This window comes from Nocardia sp. JCM 34519.1 (assembly GCF_020361265.1).
Classification (GTDB): domain Bacteria; phylum Actinomycetota; class Actinomycetes; order Mycobacteriales; family Mycobacteriaceae; genus Nocardia; species Nocardia arthritidis_A.
The window spans coordinates 1,310,514-1,326,474 of record NZ_JAIRBR010000001.1 but is presented as its reverse complement, the minus strand read 5'-3'; the positions used below and the strand labels follow the sequence as shown (position 1 = coordinate 1,326,474).

The window sequence follows — 15,961 nt, the reverse complement described above, 5'->3', positions numbered from 1 at the left end:
CGTGTGATCGTCGCGCTCATCGATTCGGGTCTCGGCATGCTGCCGACGGCGGCATGGTTGCGCAAGTTGCGTCCCGATGTGGATCTGCTGCTGCAACTGGATCCCGACGGTATGCCGTGGGGACCGAAACCGGAGCAGTGGACGATCGATCGGGTGGTCGGCACCGCGCATCGTTCGATCGAATTGGGCGCCGAGGTCATCGTGCTGCCATGTAATACCGCCAGCGTCACCGCGCTCGAGCAGGTGCGCGCCGAGGTCGGTCCGGATATCCCGGTGATCGGTACGGTGCCCGCGATCAAACCGGCCGCGGCGGTGTGCGCCTCGGTGGCCGTGTGGGCGACGGTGGCCACCACCGCGAGCCGGTACCAGGCCGATCTGATCGCCCGATTCGCCGGTGAGGCGAAGGTGGTCGGCGTCGCGTGCCCGGGTCTGGCCGAGGCGATCGACGCGGGCGATCTGGCCGCCGCGCGGGACGCGATCCGGCTCGCCGCCGAGCAGACACCCGCCGACGTGGACGGGGTGGTGCTCGGCTGCACCCACTATCCGTTGATGCTCGACGCTATCGTCGGTGCGCTGCCCGATGCGGTCCGGCTCTTCGACAGTGCGCAAGCCGTTGCGGCGCAGACCATTCGGCGCATGGACGCACTCGGCCGCCCGACCACCGGCAACGGCGGGGTGCTCGTCTTCAACAGCGGTCGCCCCGGCGAATTGCCAAGCAGCGCTGCCGCCTTCGAGCCCGGACGGATTCTCGGCGCGCAGGCGTGACCCGGTCCGGCGCTCCGACGGCGCAGCAGGTGCGGGCGGCGCTGGCCGAGGTCGCCGATCCGGCCGATGCCATTGCGCTACAGCGCTTTTTCAAGACCGGGCCCGGTGAATACGGTGCGGGCGATGTCTTCATCGGCGTGCGGGTCCCGGTGACTCGTTCGATCGCGAAACGCTTTGCGGCCCTTCCGCTCGACGAGATCGACCTACTGTTGGACAGCCCGGTGCACGAGGAGCGGCTGGCCGGGCTGGTGCTGCTCAACGGACGGTTCGCGCGGGCGTCTGGACGCGTTCCCGACGAGGTCGAGCAGCGCAGAATCGTCGACCGGTATCTGGCCGCCGTGCGTCGCGGCCGGGTGAACAACTGGGATCTGGTGGACGTTTCGGCCGAGAACATCATCGGGCCATGGCTGCTCGACCGGCCTCGCGATCTGCTTTTCGAACTGGCCCAATCGGATTCACTGTGGGAGCGGCGGGTCGCGCTGCTGTCCACCTTCGCGTTCATCAAAGCGGGCGATGCGTCGACCACCTTCGCGCTGTGCGAGCTACTGCTCGACGACCGCCGCGACCTGATCCAGAAGGCGCTGGGCTGGATGCTGCGCGAGGTGGGCAAGCGGATCGATCGAACCCTGCTCACCGGCTTCCTCGACGCCAATGCCGCGAAGCTGGGCCGCACCGCATTGAGTTATGCCACAGAGCATTTGGATGCCGAAACTCGCGCCGACTACCGTTCGCGCTAGAACTGGATGCGCAGGCGCTCGGTTACCGGATGTGCCTGGCAGCCGAGGATGTAGCCGTTCTCGATATCCTCCGGGTCCAGGATTTCGGAGTTGTCCATCTCGACCTTGCCCTCCAGCACCGTGCACGCGCAGGAGCCGCACTCGCCCTCCTGGCAGGAGTAGGGCACGTCGATGCCCTTGGCCAGCATGATGTCGACCAACGTCTGCTTGCGCGGCCACTTCAGCTCGTGCACCTCACCGTCGAGTTCCACCTCGACGGTGGCGGCGTCGGCCGCGTCCTGCTCGCTCACCTCGACCGGCTCGGCGTCGGTGAACGGGTCTCCGGCAAGGGAATTGAAGATTTCGGCGTGGGTGCGCGCCCGCGGGACGCCGAGCCGGGACAGTGCGTCGTGCACGCGGTCCATGAACGGTTTGGGCCCGCACATGAACGCCTCGAAATCCGTGTACGGCGTCACCAGGGTGGCGAGTCCGTCGGCGGTCGGCAGGCCCTGCAGCGGCTCCAGCCAGTGAATTACGGTGAGCCGCTGCGGATTCTTGTCGGCCAGCTCGCGCAGTTCGGTGGCGAAGATGACCGATTCGGCGTCACGATTGGCGTATACCAGCACGATTCGGCCGTTGCCTCGGGCCAGCGCGGATTTGAGGATGGACATCACCGGCGTGATTCCGCTGCCCGCGCCGAACAGCAGCAGATCGGCGTCCAGGTCCTTGGGCGTGAAAACCCCTGAGGGCGGCAGCACTTCGAGCTGATCGCCGGCTTTCACGTTGTCGCACAACCAGTTCGAGCCGTAGCCGTCGACGGTGCGCTTGACGGTGACCTTGGGCCGGTCATCGGTGAACGGGGAGCTGGCCAGCGAATAGCAGCGCGCCACCGAGCCGGTCAGCTCGCTCGGGATGCGCAGGGTGAGGAATTGGCCGGGCTGGTAGGCGAATTTGACGGACAGCTCGTCGGGCACGTCGAAGACCAGCGAACAGGTGTCGGGTGTTTCGGCGATGACCGCGGCCACCCGCAGTACGGCCGAGCGCGAGCCGTGCGGAAGCTCCGATGCTGTCGTCATATCGTCCTCTCGAATAGGGCGCCCCGCCGGGTGCGCCCCTCGAAGCAAAACTAGAACGTGTTTCAGTTTTATCGTACGTCTGCCTTCGGCTGACGGACAAGCTGGGCCTCCAGGCCCGCGACGAGTACGTCCATGCCGAAGTCGTACGAATACTTTCCGCGCAGGTCCGCAATGTATTTGGTGGCGCGTGCCACCGAGTCGGGGAGGGTGACATCGGCGGGCGCCGAACGGTCGCGCGGGTTCACCCGGCTGCGGCCGAACAGGTAGGTATGGATCGTCGCGTACGCGGCGAGCACATTGCGGTCGTTGAAGCCCGCGTCGAAGAGTATCTCCATCACCGCCGCGATCAAATCCAGCTGTTTGCCGAGCATCTGCTCGATCAGCACATCGCCGAGGCCGGGATGTTTGCGCAACTTCTCATCGATCTGGTCGACGAGGTCGCGCAGGCGCTGCTGCCACGGGCCGGATTCCGGTGGTGGTGTGCGCACTCCGGTGAGCGCGGCGCTGGCGACGAGGTCGAGCAACTCGCGTTTGTCGGCGACGTAGTAGTAGGGCGCCATGGGTGAGACGCCCAGTTCGCGGGAGAGTCGCCGCATCGACAATTTCTCCACGCCATCCTCGCGGACCACCCGCAGCGCCGCCTCGACGATCTCGGATTCCGACAGTGTTTGATTCGCGGTACCCCCGGTCCCGCCGTGGTTACGCAAGCTTCCGCCTCCGGGTCCGACCCTCGTACCGCTGGGCATTGTCGCCCCCACTCGCCCGCATCCGTCCGATTCCCATGCCACCTCTACCACGCGGGTGCTGATCACCCGTCACGTTCTGTTCAGCTGCTTTACATCCGGAAGTCTAGAGCGCCGACCGCGCGTGCCGGGGCGGTGCGCATACCACCGCGACGGGCGGCCGACCGGTCCGGCGGGTTGTCGGCGGCGGGAATTCGGGTAGAACCCGTTCCATTTCGTCAGTCGATGACGTTATCGTGTGATCGGGACTACATCGGGTAGTCGCGAACGCCTGACTCGGAGGTTGCCATGTCGCAGTACGCATTCCCCGCCGCCGGCGAGGTCGATGACGCCGACCTGATCGAGGAGACGCTGATCGAAGAGGTGTCCATCGACGGCATGTGCGGCGTCTACTGACATGCTCGACGTCGAAACTCGATGGCGGCTGCATCCCCGGGTGGCGCTGCGCCCCGAGCCGTTCGGTGCGCTGCTCTACCATTTCGGCACCCGCAAGCTCTCCTTCCTGAAGAGCCCGCGGATCGTCGAGATCGTCCGCTCGTTGCCCGAGCACGCCTCGGCGTCCGCCGCGATCCGGGCCGCGGGTATCGCCGATGACGCGGCGGGTCCGTATCTGCGGGCGCTCGCGCAGCTGGCCGAATCCGACATGCTGGTCGGTGATGGGAAAGAGGTTGTCGCACAGTCTGTTTCGAATATTCCGAGCAGCAGGACCGCGCAACCGGCGCGCGGCACCCGCCTGATCGACAAATTCGAAACCGGTTTGGCCGCACCGATCTGCCTCACCTGGGAACTCACCTACGCCTGCAATCTGTCCTGCGTGCACTGCCTTTCCGCATCGGGACGGCGCGATCCGCGCGAGCTGAGCACCGAGCAGTGCAAGGCGCTGATCGACGAATTCCAGCGGATGCAGGTGTTCTATGTGAACATCGGCGGCGGCGAACCCACCGTGCGCCAGGACTTCTGGGAGCTGGTCGACTACGCGACCGCGCACGACGTCGGAGTCAAGTTCTCCACCAACGGTGTTCGCATCACCCCGCAGGTGGCCACGCGGCTCGCCGCGAGCGACTATGTGGACGTACAGATTTCGCTGGACGGCGCGGATGCCGAGGTGAACGATGCGGTGCGCGGCCCCGGTTCGTACGAGATGGCCATTCGCGCACTGGAAAACCTCGCGTCGGCGGGCTTTCGGGACGCCAAGCTCTCCGTCGTCGCGACACGGCACAATATCCCCCAGCTCGACGAATTCCGCGCGATAGCCGAAAGATATGGCGCCACACTGCGTTTGACGCGCCTTCGGCCATCGGGCCGCGGTGCGGACGTGTGGGACGAACTGCATCCGACCGCCGAGCAGCAGCGCGAACTCTACGAGTGGCTGCTGCGAAACGGCGAAGGGGTGCTCACCGGCGATTCGTTCTTCCATCTGTCCGCGTACGGTGAGGCGCTGCCGGGGCTGAATATGTGCGGTGCGGGCCGGGTGGTGTGCCTGGTGGATCCGGTCGGCGATGTGTACGCCTGCCCGTTCGCCATCCACGACCGGTTCCGGGCCGGGAATGTGCTGGCGGACGGCGGTTTCGGGCGGGTGTGGGCGGATTCGGAGCTGTTCGCCGAACTGCGCGTGCCGAGCGGCGGCGGGGCCTGCTCCGGCTGCGCGCACTACGACGCCTGCCGCGGCGGTTGTATGGCGGCCAAATTCTTCACCGGGCTGCCCGCCGACGGACCCGATCCGGAGTGCGTTCAGGGTTACGGCGCGGCGGCGCTCGCCGATGGCGGGCGCACCATTCCGCGTCCGGCGGTCGATCATTCGCGTCCGAGCGCGGCGCGGCGCGAGTCCCGCGGCCCGGTCCCGTTGACGCTGTCGGTTCGCCGACCGTCGCGGGCCTGCGCGGAAAGCCCGCTGGCGTAGGGGTGAAGCGATAGCCGAGGATGTGCCGATTCGTGATAGCTGAATGGTTGCCAGAGAGTGGTTTCGGTTCGCTGGCGACCGTTCGGCATATGCGATCGCGCGGGATTGCGGACGCGGGCCACGGGTTTCGGGTGGATTTCTGTCCTTTTTACCGGGCCGATGATGCCTGCGCGCGAATCTCCGCCTAGCATGCCAGGAATGCGCAATGATCGCCTGCCCGACGGATTCGGGGTGCGGATCGATCCACGGGTACGCGCATACTCCGGAGGGCGGATCCTCATCGGGGGTTCGCCCGCGAGGTTGCTGCGACTTGCCCCGGAGGCCGCCGAGATGATCGGCGACGGGTACCTGGAGGTGACCGGTCCGAAGTCCGCCGTCGTTGCCAGAAGGCTGCTCGACTCCGGGGTCGCCAATCCGCGGCCCCGGCTGTTGCCGTCGCCGGAGGACGTGACCGTCATTGTGCCGCTGTACAACAACGCGGACGGGCTCGCCCGGCTGCTCGCGGCGCTGCGCGGCCACAATGTGATCGTCGTCGACGACGGCTCGGATCAGCCGGTCCGCATCCCGCGTAACCGGGGCACCCGCTGCCGGGTCACCGTGCTGCGGCACGACCGCAGGCAGGGGCCCGCGGCGGCGCGCAATGCCGGATTGCGGGCGGCGACAACCGAGTTCGTCGCATTTCTCGACTCCGATGTGGTGCCGCGCAGCGGTTGGCTCGAGGTGATGCTCGGCCACTTCAGCGATCCGGAGGTCGCACTGGTCGCGCCGCGCATCGTCGCGCTCGACCCCGAGTCGAATACGCTGGCGCGCTACGAGCACACCAGGTCGTCGCTCGACCTCGGCAGGCGCGAGGCGGCGGTGCAGTCCCGCGGGCTGGTCTCGTACGTGCCGAGCGCGGCGCTGCTGGTGCGTCGACGGGTGCTGCTCGGCGAGGGTGGCTTCGACGAATCCATGCGGGTGGCCGAGGATGTCGACCTGTGCTGGCGGCTGGAGCAGGCGGGCTGGCGGCTGCGCTACGAACCGGCCGCGCACGTCGCGCACGACCACCGGGTGTCGTTCCGCGCCTGGTTCGGCCGAAAGCTGTTCTACGGCACCGGCGCCGCCCCGCTCGGCGAACGGCATAAGGGTATGGTGTCGCCGCTGCAGGTGCCGTCCTGGACGGTGCTCGCCACCGTGCTGTTCGGCACGCTGACCAAGTGGGGGATGTTCGGCGGGCTGCTGACACTGGCCACCGCGCTGATCCGACTACGCAGGGTGTTCACCGGCGTCGACAATTCGACCCGGATCGCGGCCATCTACCTCTCCCGCGGATTCTTCGCCGGACTGTGGCGGCTGGCCTCGGCGATGTGCAGGCACTACTGGCCGGTCACCCTGTTGGCGATGTTGGCGTCCAAGCGGATTCGCCGGATCGCGGTGACCATGGCCATCGCGGACGGACTGGCCGATTGGTTCACCCACCGCGATGCGGGCGGACTCGATCCGGTGCGCTATGTGGCCTACAAGCGGCTCGACGATCTCGCCTACGGCGCCGGGCTGTGGCTCGGCGCGTTCCGCGCGCGCAGCGTCGAGGCGCTGAAACCCACCGCGCCGCCACACTGATCGCCCGGTCCGGATGGTCGACACGCTCGTCATCGGGGGCGGTACCGCGGGCTGTGTGCTCGCCGCGCGGTTGAGTGCGGATCCCGGGCACCGCGTATTGCTGTTGGAGGCGGGCAGCGGTGCGGTATCGGTCGAGCTGCGCGATGCCACCCGGCTGCCGATCGGACCCGAGGCGGACTGGCTGTGGCGCTATCCGGTGACGCTGGCCGCGGGCGTGCCCGGAAATATCGTGCGCGGCAAGGTACTCGGCGGTTCCGGCGCGATCAACGGCGGCTATTTCGCGCGGGCGACCGCGGCGGATTTCGCGGCCTGGTCGGCGGGCATCGGCCCGACGTGGGCATTCGATGCGGTGCTTCCCGGATATCGGCGGCTGGAACGGGATCTGGACTACGGCGACGCTCCCGAGCACGGCGCCGACGGCCCGATTCCGGTGCGCCGCATCGCGGATCCGGCCCCGATCACCAGGGAGTTCGCCGAAGCCGCTGCGGCGGTGGGTTTTCCGCTCATTCCGGATTTGAATGCGGTGGCAGCGCCCGCCATCGGGCTGGCGCCGGTGCCGTGCGGCATCGATGACGGTCTGCGGATGGATACCGGGTCGTCCTATCTACGACCCGCGCTCGGGCGACCGAACCTCGTGGTGCAGGACAAAACCCTGGTGACGCGCATCAGATTTCGCCGCGATCGCGCGGTCGGCGTCGATTATCGGCGCGGCGGCGAGACGGGCACGATCGCGGCGGGCCGGATCGTGGTCTGCGCGGGTGCGATCGAATCGGCCGCGCTGCTGCTGCGGTCCGGGATCGGTGATCCGGAACGGCTACGGGCGCTGGGCATTACGGTTGTCCAGGCGCTGCCCGTGGGCGAGCGGTTCAGCGACCACCCGGAGATCGGCATCGAATATCGGCGCGACACAACGCATACCGGGCGCGGCGGTGTCGCGGTGGAATATGTGCTCGCCCTCGACGATCTCGAGATCCGGCCGTACACCGTGACATTCCGGCCGGGGGTGCGCATGCTCGGCGTCGCGCTGATGCGGCCGCGGTCCGTCGGGGCGCTGCGGCTGCGCTCGGCCGACCCGGCGGAGCCACCGCTGATCGAGTACCGCTACCTCACCGCAATCGAAGATCGGGAGCGGCTGCGCGCCGGTGTCGCGGTGGCCGACGAGCTATTGCGCAAGTTGCCCGCGGAACGGGTGACCGCGCGGGCGCCGTCCGGCGACGGTGCGGCGTGGGCTGCCTGGTTGCTGGCGAATCTCGGTACCTCGCAACATCTTTCGGGAACCTGTCCGATGGGCCCGGCCGACGACGAGCGCGCGGTCGTCGATTCGCGGTGCGGAGTGTACGGGCTGGACGGTCTGTCTGTGGTGGATCTGTCGGTGGTGCCGGTGCCGCTGAGCCGGGGTCCGCAGGCCACCGTTGTGCTGCTCGCCGAGCGCGCGGCCGAATGGCTGATCCGTTGCTGACCCGGCGAGAAGGCCCGAAAAAATAGCGCCCGAACCGCCGGACAGCCCGGCTTCGGCAAGTACGCTGGATGGTGGAGCGACCGGATTCGTCTCGGTACGCCCACACCGTTGCTTCGCCGGTGCCGGACTCGGGGAAGGTTCGGCACCGGCGGGCTTCGCTGGATCCCGCTGACCGAATTGCGCAGGGCTGGATGGCTCTGGGCCGAATTCCGTTGACCAGCCGCCTTGTTGCGCTACACCGACCGGTCCGTCGCCGCCGCGAGCACCGGCCGCGCCCGCTCCCGCCAGTCGGCGATCGCGGGCCCGCGCCGATGCGTCAGCGCCGCGTCGAAGAGCCGCGCGCGTTTGCCGACGGTCAGCCCGACGTAGGTGTTGCCATCGGTGATGGCCTCGGTCGCGACGGCGCATGCGTGTTCGACCTCGCCGGATTCGAGCAGCGCGGTGGCGTGCTCGAACCGCACCAGCGCCGGTTCGGTGGTCTCCCTCGGGTCGTAGAGCGAAAGCGCCTGTGCCGCGGCCTGTGCGGTCTCCTCGGCGCGGCCGAGCCGCGAATAACCGATCGCGCGATAGAAGGCGAGTTTCTCCGGCCGGAAGGAGAAAATGCCGACCGGTAGTTCCGCATTCGGAATTCCGTCCAACGCATTCGCCGATCGTGCGATGCAATATTCGAATTGCGCCGACTCGCCGACGCTCGCGTGCGCGCGGGCCGCCATGCCCCACAACCAGGCAGCCGCCGCACCGTGATTCGGATTTTCCCCGAGCCTGGGTGCGAGCAGTCGCAGCACCTCCCTCGGCTTGTCGCTGTAGGTGGGCAGATATGCCAGACCGGCCAGCGCGATATCCTCGGAAAAACGATCTCCGATGTCCTGGGCCGCGTGGATCGCCGTGGTGTACCACATTCGGGCCCGGCCGAAATGCCCATCGTTGAACAGGATTTCGCCGACGATATTGGCCAGCCGGCCCGCGGTGCGCACCAGTCTGATCTGCTGATGCGTCGCCTGGCGATCGGCGAGAATCGAACGGACGGTACGGAATTGCTCTAGCGTGCCCTGCAGCAATTCGTGCGGCGGCACCTGAACAACGGTGCGGCCGAGCGTATCCGCCGATTCTTCCAGCAGGGCGAGCCTGCGTTCGCTTATCGATCCGGCGTCCAGGGTCGCCAGCATTTTCTCCGGTTCACCAGCGACCATGGCCGCCGCCTGGCCGGCCAGACCCGCGCCGATGCAGGCCAATAACTCTCGCCTCTGCATGTCGTCATCCTCGACTTCCTTGTCGAGGGCCGGGATTCGGCGGCCGGCGGCGCCGGCGGGGTTGGTGGGCGCCATCTCCCGGCCCGCTGTGATCGCCCGCTCGAATCGCGCGACGACGACTGAATCGGCCTCGGACAACACCCGGTCGAGCAAGCGCTGACTTGCGGCGTGCATCCGGGTGGTCCGGCCGTTTTCCCACAAGATCACGGTGCGCTGGGTAACTCCCACCAGGCGGGCGAATTCGGAGCGACTTCGCCGCATCGCCACGCGCAGTGCGAGCACGTCTTCGCCCGTCCAGTCGATCTCAACCATAGGGATCGCTTCCTCGTACCGGACCGATACAAACGGAAATTACTCGCAATTATCCGCATTCGGGACTGGTATGCACGAGTGCCGAACGCGCACGCTTGATCGGCACCCGGCACCGGAGGGAACCGGCCCGAAACCCTTTCGTGGGCGTCAATTCTCCGATACCGCTGCACGGTCTCGACGCGGCCCGATCCAACCGCGTCGAATGCGGTGTGGAGTGACGTCGCGGCGCCGGGTGCACACATCAGGTACCGGAGGTGAACAGATGGATGTACTGCGTACGGATATGCGCGAATTGTGGTTGGTACAGGGACGCGACTGTACGCAGGAACCTATCGGTCTGGATTACGACCGGGCGCGCTTTCTACTCACCGTGCATGCGGGCCACGGGGCCAGGTGTCGGCAATACCTGGCCGCCGCGGCCTACTGCTATCGGCGGGCCGCCGAGCACTGACGCATCACACGGCGTCGGTGAGTGCCTGGAATTCCTTGTCGGACAATTCGATTCGCGCGGCTTCCAGATTCTCCTGCAGATGCGCGACGCTGCTGGTGCCCGGAATCGGCAGCATTACCGGCGAGCGGCGCAGCAGCCAGGCCAGCGCCAGCTGGGCCGGTGTCGAACCGTGCTCCTTCGCGATCGCGTCGAGCGGTCCGCCGGGGCGGGCGAGTTCGCCGGTGGCGATCGGGAACCACGGAATGAAGGCGATATTCGCCTGTTCGGCGTAGGTCAGCACATCTTCGTCGGTGCGGTTGGCCAGGTTGTACAAGTTCTGCACGGAGACGATGGTCGCGATCTCGCTTGCCTGCTTCAACTGGTCGACGCTCACCTGTGAGACGCCGATGTGCCGGATCTTGCCCTCCTGCTGTAGCAGTACGAGCTCGCCGAGCTGATCGGCCAGCGGCACCTTCGGATCGATGCGGTGCAGCTGATACAGGTCGATTCGGTCGACGCCGAGGTGGCGCAGGCTCAATTCGGTTTGCTGGCGCAGATATTCGGGCCTGCCGAGCGGACGCCAGTCGCCGGGGCCGGATCGGCTCAACCCGCCCTTGGTGGCGATGACCAGATCGTCCTGGTAAGGGTGCAGCGCCTTGCGGATCAGTTGTTCGCTGACGAACGGACCATAGGAGTCGGCGGTATCGATGAAGTTCACACCCAACTCGACCGCGCGGCGCAGGACGCGCACGGCCTCATCGGGATCCTTCGGATCGCCCCAGACGCCGGGACCGGTGAGCTGCATCGCACCGAAGCCGAGTCGGTTGACGGTCAGATCGCCGCCGATGGCGAAGGTGCCCGACGCATCGGCGGGGCGGGAGGTACTCGTTGTTGCCATAGGTGATCCTTTCGAATCGGAGGATCGGGCTGTTGGGCTATAGCTCCCCCGGACCTACCAACAGCGCGGTCGCGTTCCCTGTTCCCGGCGGCTCGTCAGCCGAGCATGCGCAGCAATTCGGTGGCCGCCGGTGCGGCGGAGGCCGGGTTCTGGCCGGTGATCAGGTTCTGGTCAACGACGACGTGCGGCGCCCACGGCTCGCCCGCCTGGAAGTCGGCGCCGATGCCGACGAGACGATCCTGCAACAGCCAAGGTGCCTTGTCGGCGAAACCCGCCTGTGTCTCTTCGACATTGGTGAACGCGGTCAGGCGGTATCCGGAAAAGGCATTGCCGCCATCGGCTTTCGTCGCGGCGAGCAGCGCGGCCGGGCCGTGGCACACCACCGCGAGCGGCTTGCCGGATTCCAGTGCGGCGGTGAGCAATCGGCCGGATTCCGGGTCGGCGGACAGATCCTCCATCGGTCCGTGGCCGCCCGGATAGAAGACGGAATCGTAATCTTCGAGTTGGATCTTGCTGAGCGGCAGGGGGTTTCGCAGCTCGTCGCTATCGGCCAGCACGGCGGCGATGTGGTCGGCGTTGTCCTGCCCACCCGCGGCGTCGGCGGTCAGGCTGGCGGCGTCGGCGGTGGGTGGCACGCCGCCCGGCGTCGCCACCGCGATCTCGTGGCCCGCGGCTTTGAACGCGGTGTACGGAACCACGAATTCCTCGGCCCAGTAACCGGTTTTGTGCGGCGTGCCGTCGGCGAGCGTCCAGTGATCGACGCCGGTCAGCACGAAAAGGATCTTCGACATTGAGGTCTCCCGAGTCCGGCCCGCGAACGGGCGGTGTCAGCCGTGATATGTCGCGGTCGGTCGCGCGACGTGCTCGAAGGTAGGCCGATCGGTCGGCGGTATCCAATGGGATCGCCGATATCGGACATCGGAATTCCGATGGGTCACCGGTGTTGTGTGCCCGGATTCACTGTGGTGGGAACGGCTGTTGCGGCGGGAACTGTTGCGGTTGTTGCGGCATCGCCGGTGGTTGCTGCTGGGGATATGGCTGCGGGTAGTAGGGCTGTCCGGTGGGTTGGGCCGGTGCGGGCCACTGCTGCTGCGGCCACTGCCGGGCCGGTGCCGCCGGGTGGGGTGTCGCCGGTTTGGCCGAGATGATCGCGGTGATGGTCGCGGTGAGCGAGAGCAGGAGGATCGGGAACCAGACCACCGGGCTGTAGTGCAGGAAGGACAGGTGGTCCCAGAGCTGGCCGGTGAAGAAGTAGACCACATTGCTGATGGCGGTGAAGAGGAATGCGCCCGCGCCGCTCGCGGCAAGCGCACGGAACGCCGGATTGCGCGCACCCGCGCCCGTCATCAGCACGATGGCGGCGACGACGGCCGCGATGCAGTTCAGCGCCGTAGCCGTGTAATCGAATGCACTGTCGTCGTATACGCGGCCCCGCTCCAGGAAGATCACGACAACCCGCAGAATCGCCGCCAGCAGCAGCGTCAGCGCCGTAATCCAGTCCGCCCCGCTGGCTTTCGGACGTGCGGGCGGGGCGTATCCCGGTGCCGGATACCCGGTCGGATAGCCGGGCTGCTGCCCTGGTGCGAACGGTTCGGGTTGGCGCGGCGCGACCACTGCAAAACTCCTTAATTCCCCCGGGACGGCCCCCTCGGCCGTCCGGCCACCATACCGAAGGCGCAGTTGCCCGGCATGACATCAGCTCCCCGTGCGCTCGGCGAATACCTCCTTGGCGACGGCGATCGCGTTGAGCGCGGCCGGGAATCCCGCGTAACCGGCCATCTGGCTGATCACCTCCACCGCCTCGGTGCGCGTGCCACCGACGTTCAGCAGGCCGTGCAGGTGCACCTTCAGTTGCGGCGCGACGGTTCCCAGCGCCGTGCAGGCGGCGACCGTCACGATTTCCCTTGTCCGCAGGTCGAGTCCGGGACGGGCGTAGATATCGCCGAAGGCGAATTCGATGATATAGCGGGCCAGATCCGGGGCGATCTCGCGCAGGGTGGCGAGTACCGCGTCGGCGGCGTGGCCGTCCACCTCTTCGAGCAGGGCGCGGCCGCGTTCGAAGCGGTCGCCGTCCTGCGTCGTGGCGGTATCGGGCGACTCGGGGAGATCGGTTCGGGCGGCGAAGATTTCGCGGGCCGCGAACAGCCCGTTCAATGCCGCGGGGAAGCCCGCGTAGATGGCGACGTGGATGATGGTCTCCACGATTTCGGTGCGGGTGCAGCCGACGTTGAGCGCTCCGTCGATGTGGAAGCGCAGCTGCGGCGCGGCGTTGCCGAGGGCGGTGAGCGCGGCGACGGTGGCGAGTTGACGCTCCCGCAGCGGCAGGCCCGGACGGGACAGGATGTCGCCGTAGCCGAATTCGACGGTGAAGCGCCCCAGGTCGGGGGCGATATCGGCGAGGCTGTCGAGCACCGCCGGGCGTTCCTTGCCGCCGATCTGCTGGAGCAGGGCGAGTCCGCGGGTGTACCGGTCGTCGTTGCTGGTCGGCTGCTGTGCGTTGGTCATGGCTCAGACTCTAGGAGTTGGAGTTCACTCCAACGCAAGCCCGCGGTTTCAGAAATCGAAGACGTAGTCGTCGGTGTTCATCCGGACACACTTGTTCGGATAGGTGTGCTGCCAGGAAACCTGCGTGCCGTTCCAAATGCCTTCCGCCGAAACGGTTATCGGCTGATAGATGAACGGGCAGAAGCGGATGCCGTGCCCGCGCAATTTATCGAAATCGCCACCGGCCTCGGTCAATTCACCGCAGGCCTGACCGGATTTCGGATGGCTGCCGAAGACGAGCGGCGCGCAGACCAGCCAGGCGGTGCGCTGGTTTGCCGCAGTGGCGAGCGAATCTCCTTCGCCCACAGTCAAAGTGACGGCAGATGGTCCGTTGATGGCGGATTGGGCGTGCGCCGGAACCGCGGCGGGCGCCAGCGCGGCCAGCGCCCCGACGGCCGCGCTCGTCACTCGAATAACCAGGGACATGGGTCTCTCCTCGTTGCGGGTGGATCGACCGATCGTAGTGCGATATTTCGCCGGCGCACCCGGCCTTAAGAGTTCTCTAATTCGTCCTGAACAGGGCTCTAATCGCGCGAATCAGGGGAAGTTCAGGGGATGACCCTGATGTGCTCGCACGGCTCGGCGCTTAGCGTCGATGCATGCGCCTCTTGCCGATCGCCGGTGCTCTGTCCGCCGCCGCACTCATCGCCGGATGTTCGAGCGACTCGGGTGCGCCCGCGGCACCGACCTTCCCGTCTGAACCCCCCATAGCCAAGCCGCAGAATATCTCCCAGGTGCAGAGCGATATCGACGCGGCGGTGAAGTCCGGGGCGGCGGGTGCGATCGTCACGCTGAGCGACCACGGTCGGGACACCGTACTCACCAGTGGGTTCGGCGATCTCGAGGCGCGGACGCCGATCCCGGTCGATCCGCCGCAGCATGTGCGGGTCGGCAGCATCACCAAGTCGTTCACCAGCGCAGTCGTACTACAGCTGGTGGCGGAGGGGAAGATTCGGCTGGACGAGCCGATCGAGACCTACCTGCCCGGGCTGTTGCACGGCGACGGTATCGACGGGCGCGCGATCACGGTGCGCCAGATTCTGCGGCACCAGAGCGGCATTCCGAATATCACCGACGGTCATGAGGTGGACGAGTACCAGGACGCGCTGGCGGGCCGGACGAAGACGCCGGAGGAGGAGATCGCGATCGCGCTGCGGCATCCAGCGGTTTTCCCACCGGGTAGCCAGTACAAGTACAGCAACACCAACTACATCGTCGCGGGCATGTTGATCGAAAAGGTCACGGGTGCAAAGTATGCCGACGAACTCGACCGGCGCATCCTGCGGCCGCTCGGGCTGCGCGACACCTATCTGCCGCCCGCGGGTGAACGCGATATCCGTGCGCCGCATCCGAAAGGCTATGACACACAGGACGGAAAGCAGGTCGACGTGTCGCGGATCGAGCCGTCGGTGCCGTGGAGCGCGGGCGCGCTGGTCACCACCGGCGCCGATCTGAATCGGTTCTACTCGGCGTTGGTGGCGGGTCAGGTGGTGTCGCTGGAGCAGTTGCAGGAGATGCTGGATGGCGTACCGACCGGGTCGGGTACCGGACAGCTGTACGGACTCGGTGTGGGCATTGTGCAATTGCCTTGCGGCGCAAAGTATGTCGGTCATACGGGCGGGATCTACGGCTTCACCGCGCTATCGGGGGCCACACCGGACGGTCGGGCGGTGACCTACTCCTTCAACTCGGATTCGTTCCCGCAGCCGGACGTGATGTCCCTACTCGGCCACGCGCTGTGCTCCTGATCAGCTGACTTGCAGGTCTCGCGCGGCGGTGCGCAGCAACAGGTGGAAGCTGAGCGCGATGCCCGGCGAAAGTGCCGCGGTGAACAAACCGGACCATGCCGATTCGAGTTCGAATCGGCTGAGCCAGCGCACCCTGGTGCCGTTCGCGGTCTCCCGGAATTCCATGCGCCCCTGTTCATGTCGCAGCGTCGGTATGGACTGCAGGATTCGGTAGCACATGAGCGTCGGCGGATGGTATTCGACGATCTCCTCGGTCAACCGCAGCACGGGCGTCACCACCAGGCGCACCGCGCCTCGCCCCTGCGGATGGGTATCGCCGGGCCGCACCAGCGTGACGCGCCGAACCAAAGGCACGCGAGGGTAATTCGTGGCATCGGTGAGCCAGTCGAAGACATCGGCGATGGGGGCTTCGATGGTTCGCTCGATGTCCACCGTGCGCATAGCGGCTCCACTCAGAGGAGATACTTCTGCCCGCGCATCCTACGGTGCATATCGGCTGCGGGGGCCTGAACTTCGGTATG

The 15,961-nt window shown here is 66.9% G+C and carries 17 protein-coding genes and 1 pseudogene; 9 read left to right on the top strand and 9 right to left on the bottom strand.

Annotated elements, in window-relative coordinates:
- Positions 1–3: 3 nt before the first annotated feature.
- Together LGY53_RS06200 and LGY53_RS06195 are read left to right on the top strand one after the other, a co-directional pair.
- Positions 4–765, top strand: coding sequence for a glutamate racemase (locus tag LGY53_RS06200; RefSeq protein WP_167478113.1), 762 nt, complete (start codon positions 4–6; stop codon positions 763–765).
- On the top strand, positions 762–1,502 hold the full coding sequence (locus tag LGY53_RS06195) for a DNA alkylation repair protein (protein WP_225725626.1): 741 nt from the start codon (positions 762–764) through the stop codon (positions 1,500–1,502). The genes LGY53_RS06200 and LGY53_RS06195 overlap by 4 nt, the downstream gene beginning before the upstream one ends.
- Here the strand turns inward: LGY53_RS06195 and LGY53_RS06190 are convergent.
- Positions 1,499–2,557, bottom strand: a complete 1,059-nt coding sequence (locus tag LGY53_RS06190; RefSeq protein WP_225725625.1) for a ferredoxin--NADP reductase — start codon at positions 2,555–2,557, stop codon at positions 1,499–1,501. The genes LGY53_RS06195 and LGY53_RS06190 overlap by 4 nt on opposite strands.
- Before the next feature lie 68 nt (positions 2,558–2,625).
- On the bottom strand, positions 2,626–3,264 hold the full coding sequence (gene mftR2, locus LGY53_RS06185; RefSeq protein WP_167478110.1) for a mycofactocin system transcriptional regulator MftR2: 639 nt from the start codon (positions 3,262–3,264) through the stop codon (positions 2,626–2,628).
- A 324-nt stretch (positions 3,265–3,588) separates the two neighbouring features.
- Here mftR2 and mftA point away from each other — a divergent pair, with 324 nt between their 5' ends.
- The 5 genes and pseudogenes from mftA (at position 3,589) to mftG (ending at position 8,258) form a co-directional block, all read left to right on the top strand.
- Entirely contained in the window at positions 3,589–3,696 is a 108-nt protein-coding gene (gene mftA / locus LGY53_RS06180; protein WP_167478109.1) for a mycofactocin precursor MftA, read from the top strand.
- Between the two features lies 1 nt (position 3,697).
- Positions 3,698–3,892, top strand: a pseudogene (mftB, locus tag LGY53_RS44370) (mycofactocin biosynthesis chaperone MftB); the annotation flags it as partial.
- Positions 3,893–3,943: 51 nt separating this feature from the next.
- Entirely contained in the window at positions 3,944–5,200 is a 1,257-nt protein-coding gene (gene mftC / locus LGY53_RS06175; RefSeq protein ID WP_374111131.1) for a mycofactocin radical SAM maturase, read from the top strand.
- 198 nt (positions 5,201–5,398) lie between these two features.
- Entirely contained in the window at positions 5,399–6,799 is a 1,401-nt protein-coding gene (mftF, locus tag LGY53_RS06170) for a mycofactocin biosynthesis glycosyltransferase MftF (protein ID WP_225725623.1), read from the top strand.
- 13 nt (positions 6,800–6,812) lie between these two features.
- Positions 6,813–8,258: a mycofactocin system GMC family oxidoreductase MftG gene (mftG, locus tag LGY53_RS06165; RefSeq protein ID WP_225725622.1), complete on the top strand. Its 1,446-nt coding sequence runs from the start codon at positions 6,813–6,815 to the stop codon at positions 8,256–8,258.
- Positions 8,259–8,491: 233 nt separating this feature from the next.
- Here the strand turns inward: mftG and LGY53_RS06160 are convergent, their stop codons facing one another.
- Positions 8,492–9,820, bottom strand: coding sequence for a DNA-binding transcriptional regulator (locus tag LGY53_RS06160; RefSeq protein ID WP_225725621.1), 1,329 nt, complete (start codon positions 9,818–9,820; stop codon positions 8,492–8,494).
- 262 nt (positions 9,821–10,082) lie between these two features.
- Between LGY53_RS06160 and LGY53_RS06155 the strand changes: the two genes are divergently transcribed.
- Positions 10,083–10,271: a hypothetical protein gene (locus LGY53_RS06155; RefSeq protein WP_225725620.1), complete on the top strand. Its 189-nt coding sequence runs from the start codon at positions 10,083–10,085 to the stop codon at positions 10,269–10,271.
- A gap of 4 nt (positions 10,272–10,275) precedes the next feature.
- Here LGY53_RS06155 and LGY53_RS06150 read toward each other — a convergent pair whose 3' ends face one another.
- The 5 genes from LGY53_RS06150 to LGY53_RS06130 all read right to left on the bottom strand — a co-directional run bounded on the left by LGY53_RS06150 (position 10,276) and on the right by LGY53_RS06130 (position 14,118).
- A complete protein-coding gene (locus LGY53_RS06150; RefSeq protein WP_225725619.1) occupies positions 10,276–11,148 on the bottom strand; it encodes an aldo/keto reductase in 873 nt (290 codons plus the stop codon).
- Positions 11,149–11,243: 95 nt separating this feature from the next.
- Positions 11,244–11,939: a type 1 glutamine amidotransferase domain-containing protein gene (locus tag LGY53_RS06145; protein ID WP_225725618.1), complete on the bottom strand. Its 696-nt coding sequence runs from the start codon at positions 11,937–11,939 to the stop codon at positions 11,244–11,246.
- A 166-nt stretch (positions 11,940–12,105) separates the two neighbouring features.
- A complete protein-coding gene (locus tag LGY53_RS06140; RefSeq protein ID WP_225725617.1) occupies positions 12,106–12,762 on the bottom strand; it encodes a hypothetical protein in 657 nt (218 codons plus the stop codon).
- 81 nt (positions 12,763–12,843) lie between these two features.
- A complete protein-coding gene (locus LGY53_RS06135; RefSeq protein WP_225725616.1) occupies positions 12,844–13,653 on the bottom strand; it encodes a carboxymuconolactone decarboxylase family protein in 810 nt (269 codons plus the stop codon).
- Between the two features lie 48 nt (positions 13,654–13,701).
- A complete protein-coding gene (locus LGY53_RS06130) occupies positions 13,702–14,118 on the bottom strand; it encodes a subtilase-type protease inhibitor (protein WP_225725615.1) in 417 nt (138 codons plus the stop codon).
- A gap of 173 nt (positions 14,119–14,291) precedes the next feature.
- Here LGY53_RS06130 and LGY53_RS06125 point away from each other — a divergent pair, with 173 nt between their 5' ends.
- A complete protein-coding gene (locus LGY53_RS06125; RefSeq protein ID WP_225725614.1) occupies positions 14,292–15,440 on the top strand; it encodes a serine hydrolase in 1,149 nt (382 codons plus the stop codon).
- Here LGY53_RS06125 and LGY53_RS06120 read toward each other — a convergent pair whose 3' ends face one another.
- Positions 15,441–15,881, bottom strand: a complete 441-nt coding sequence (locus tag LGY53_RS06120) for an SRPBCC family protein (RefSeq protein ID WP_225725613.1) — start codon at positions 15,879–15,881, stop codon at positions 15,441–15,443.
- Positions 15,882–15,961: the final 80 nt, after the last annotated feature.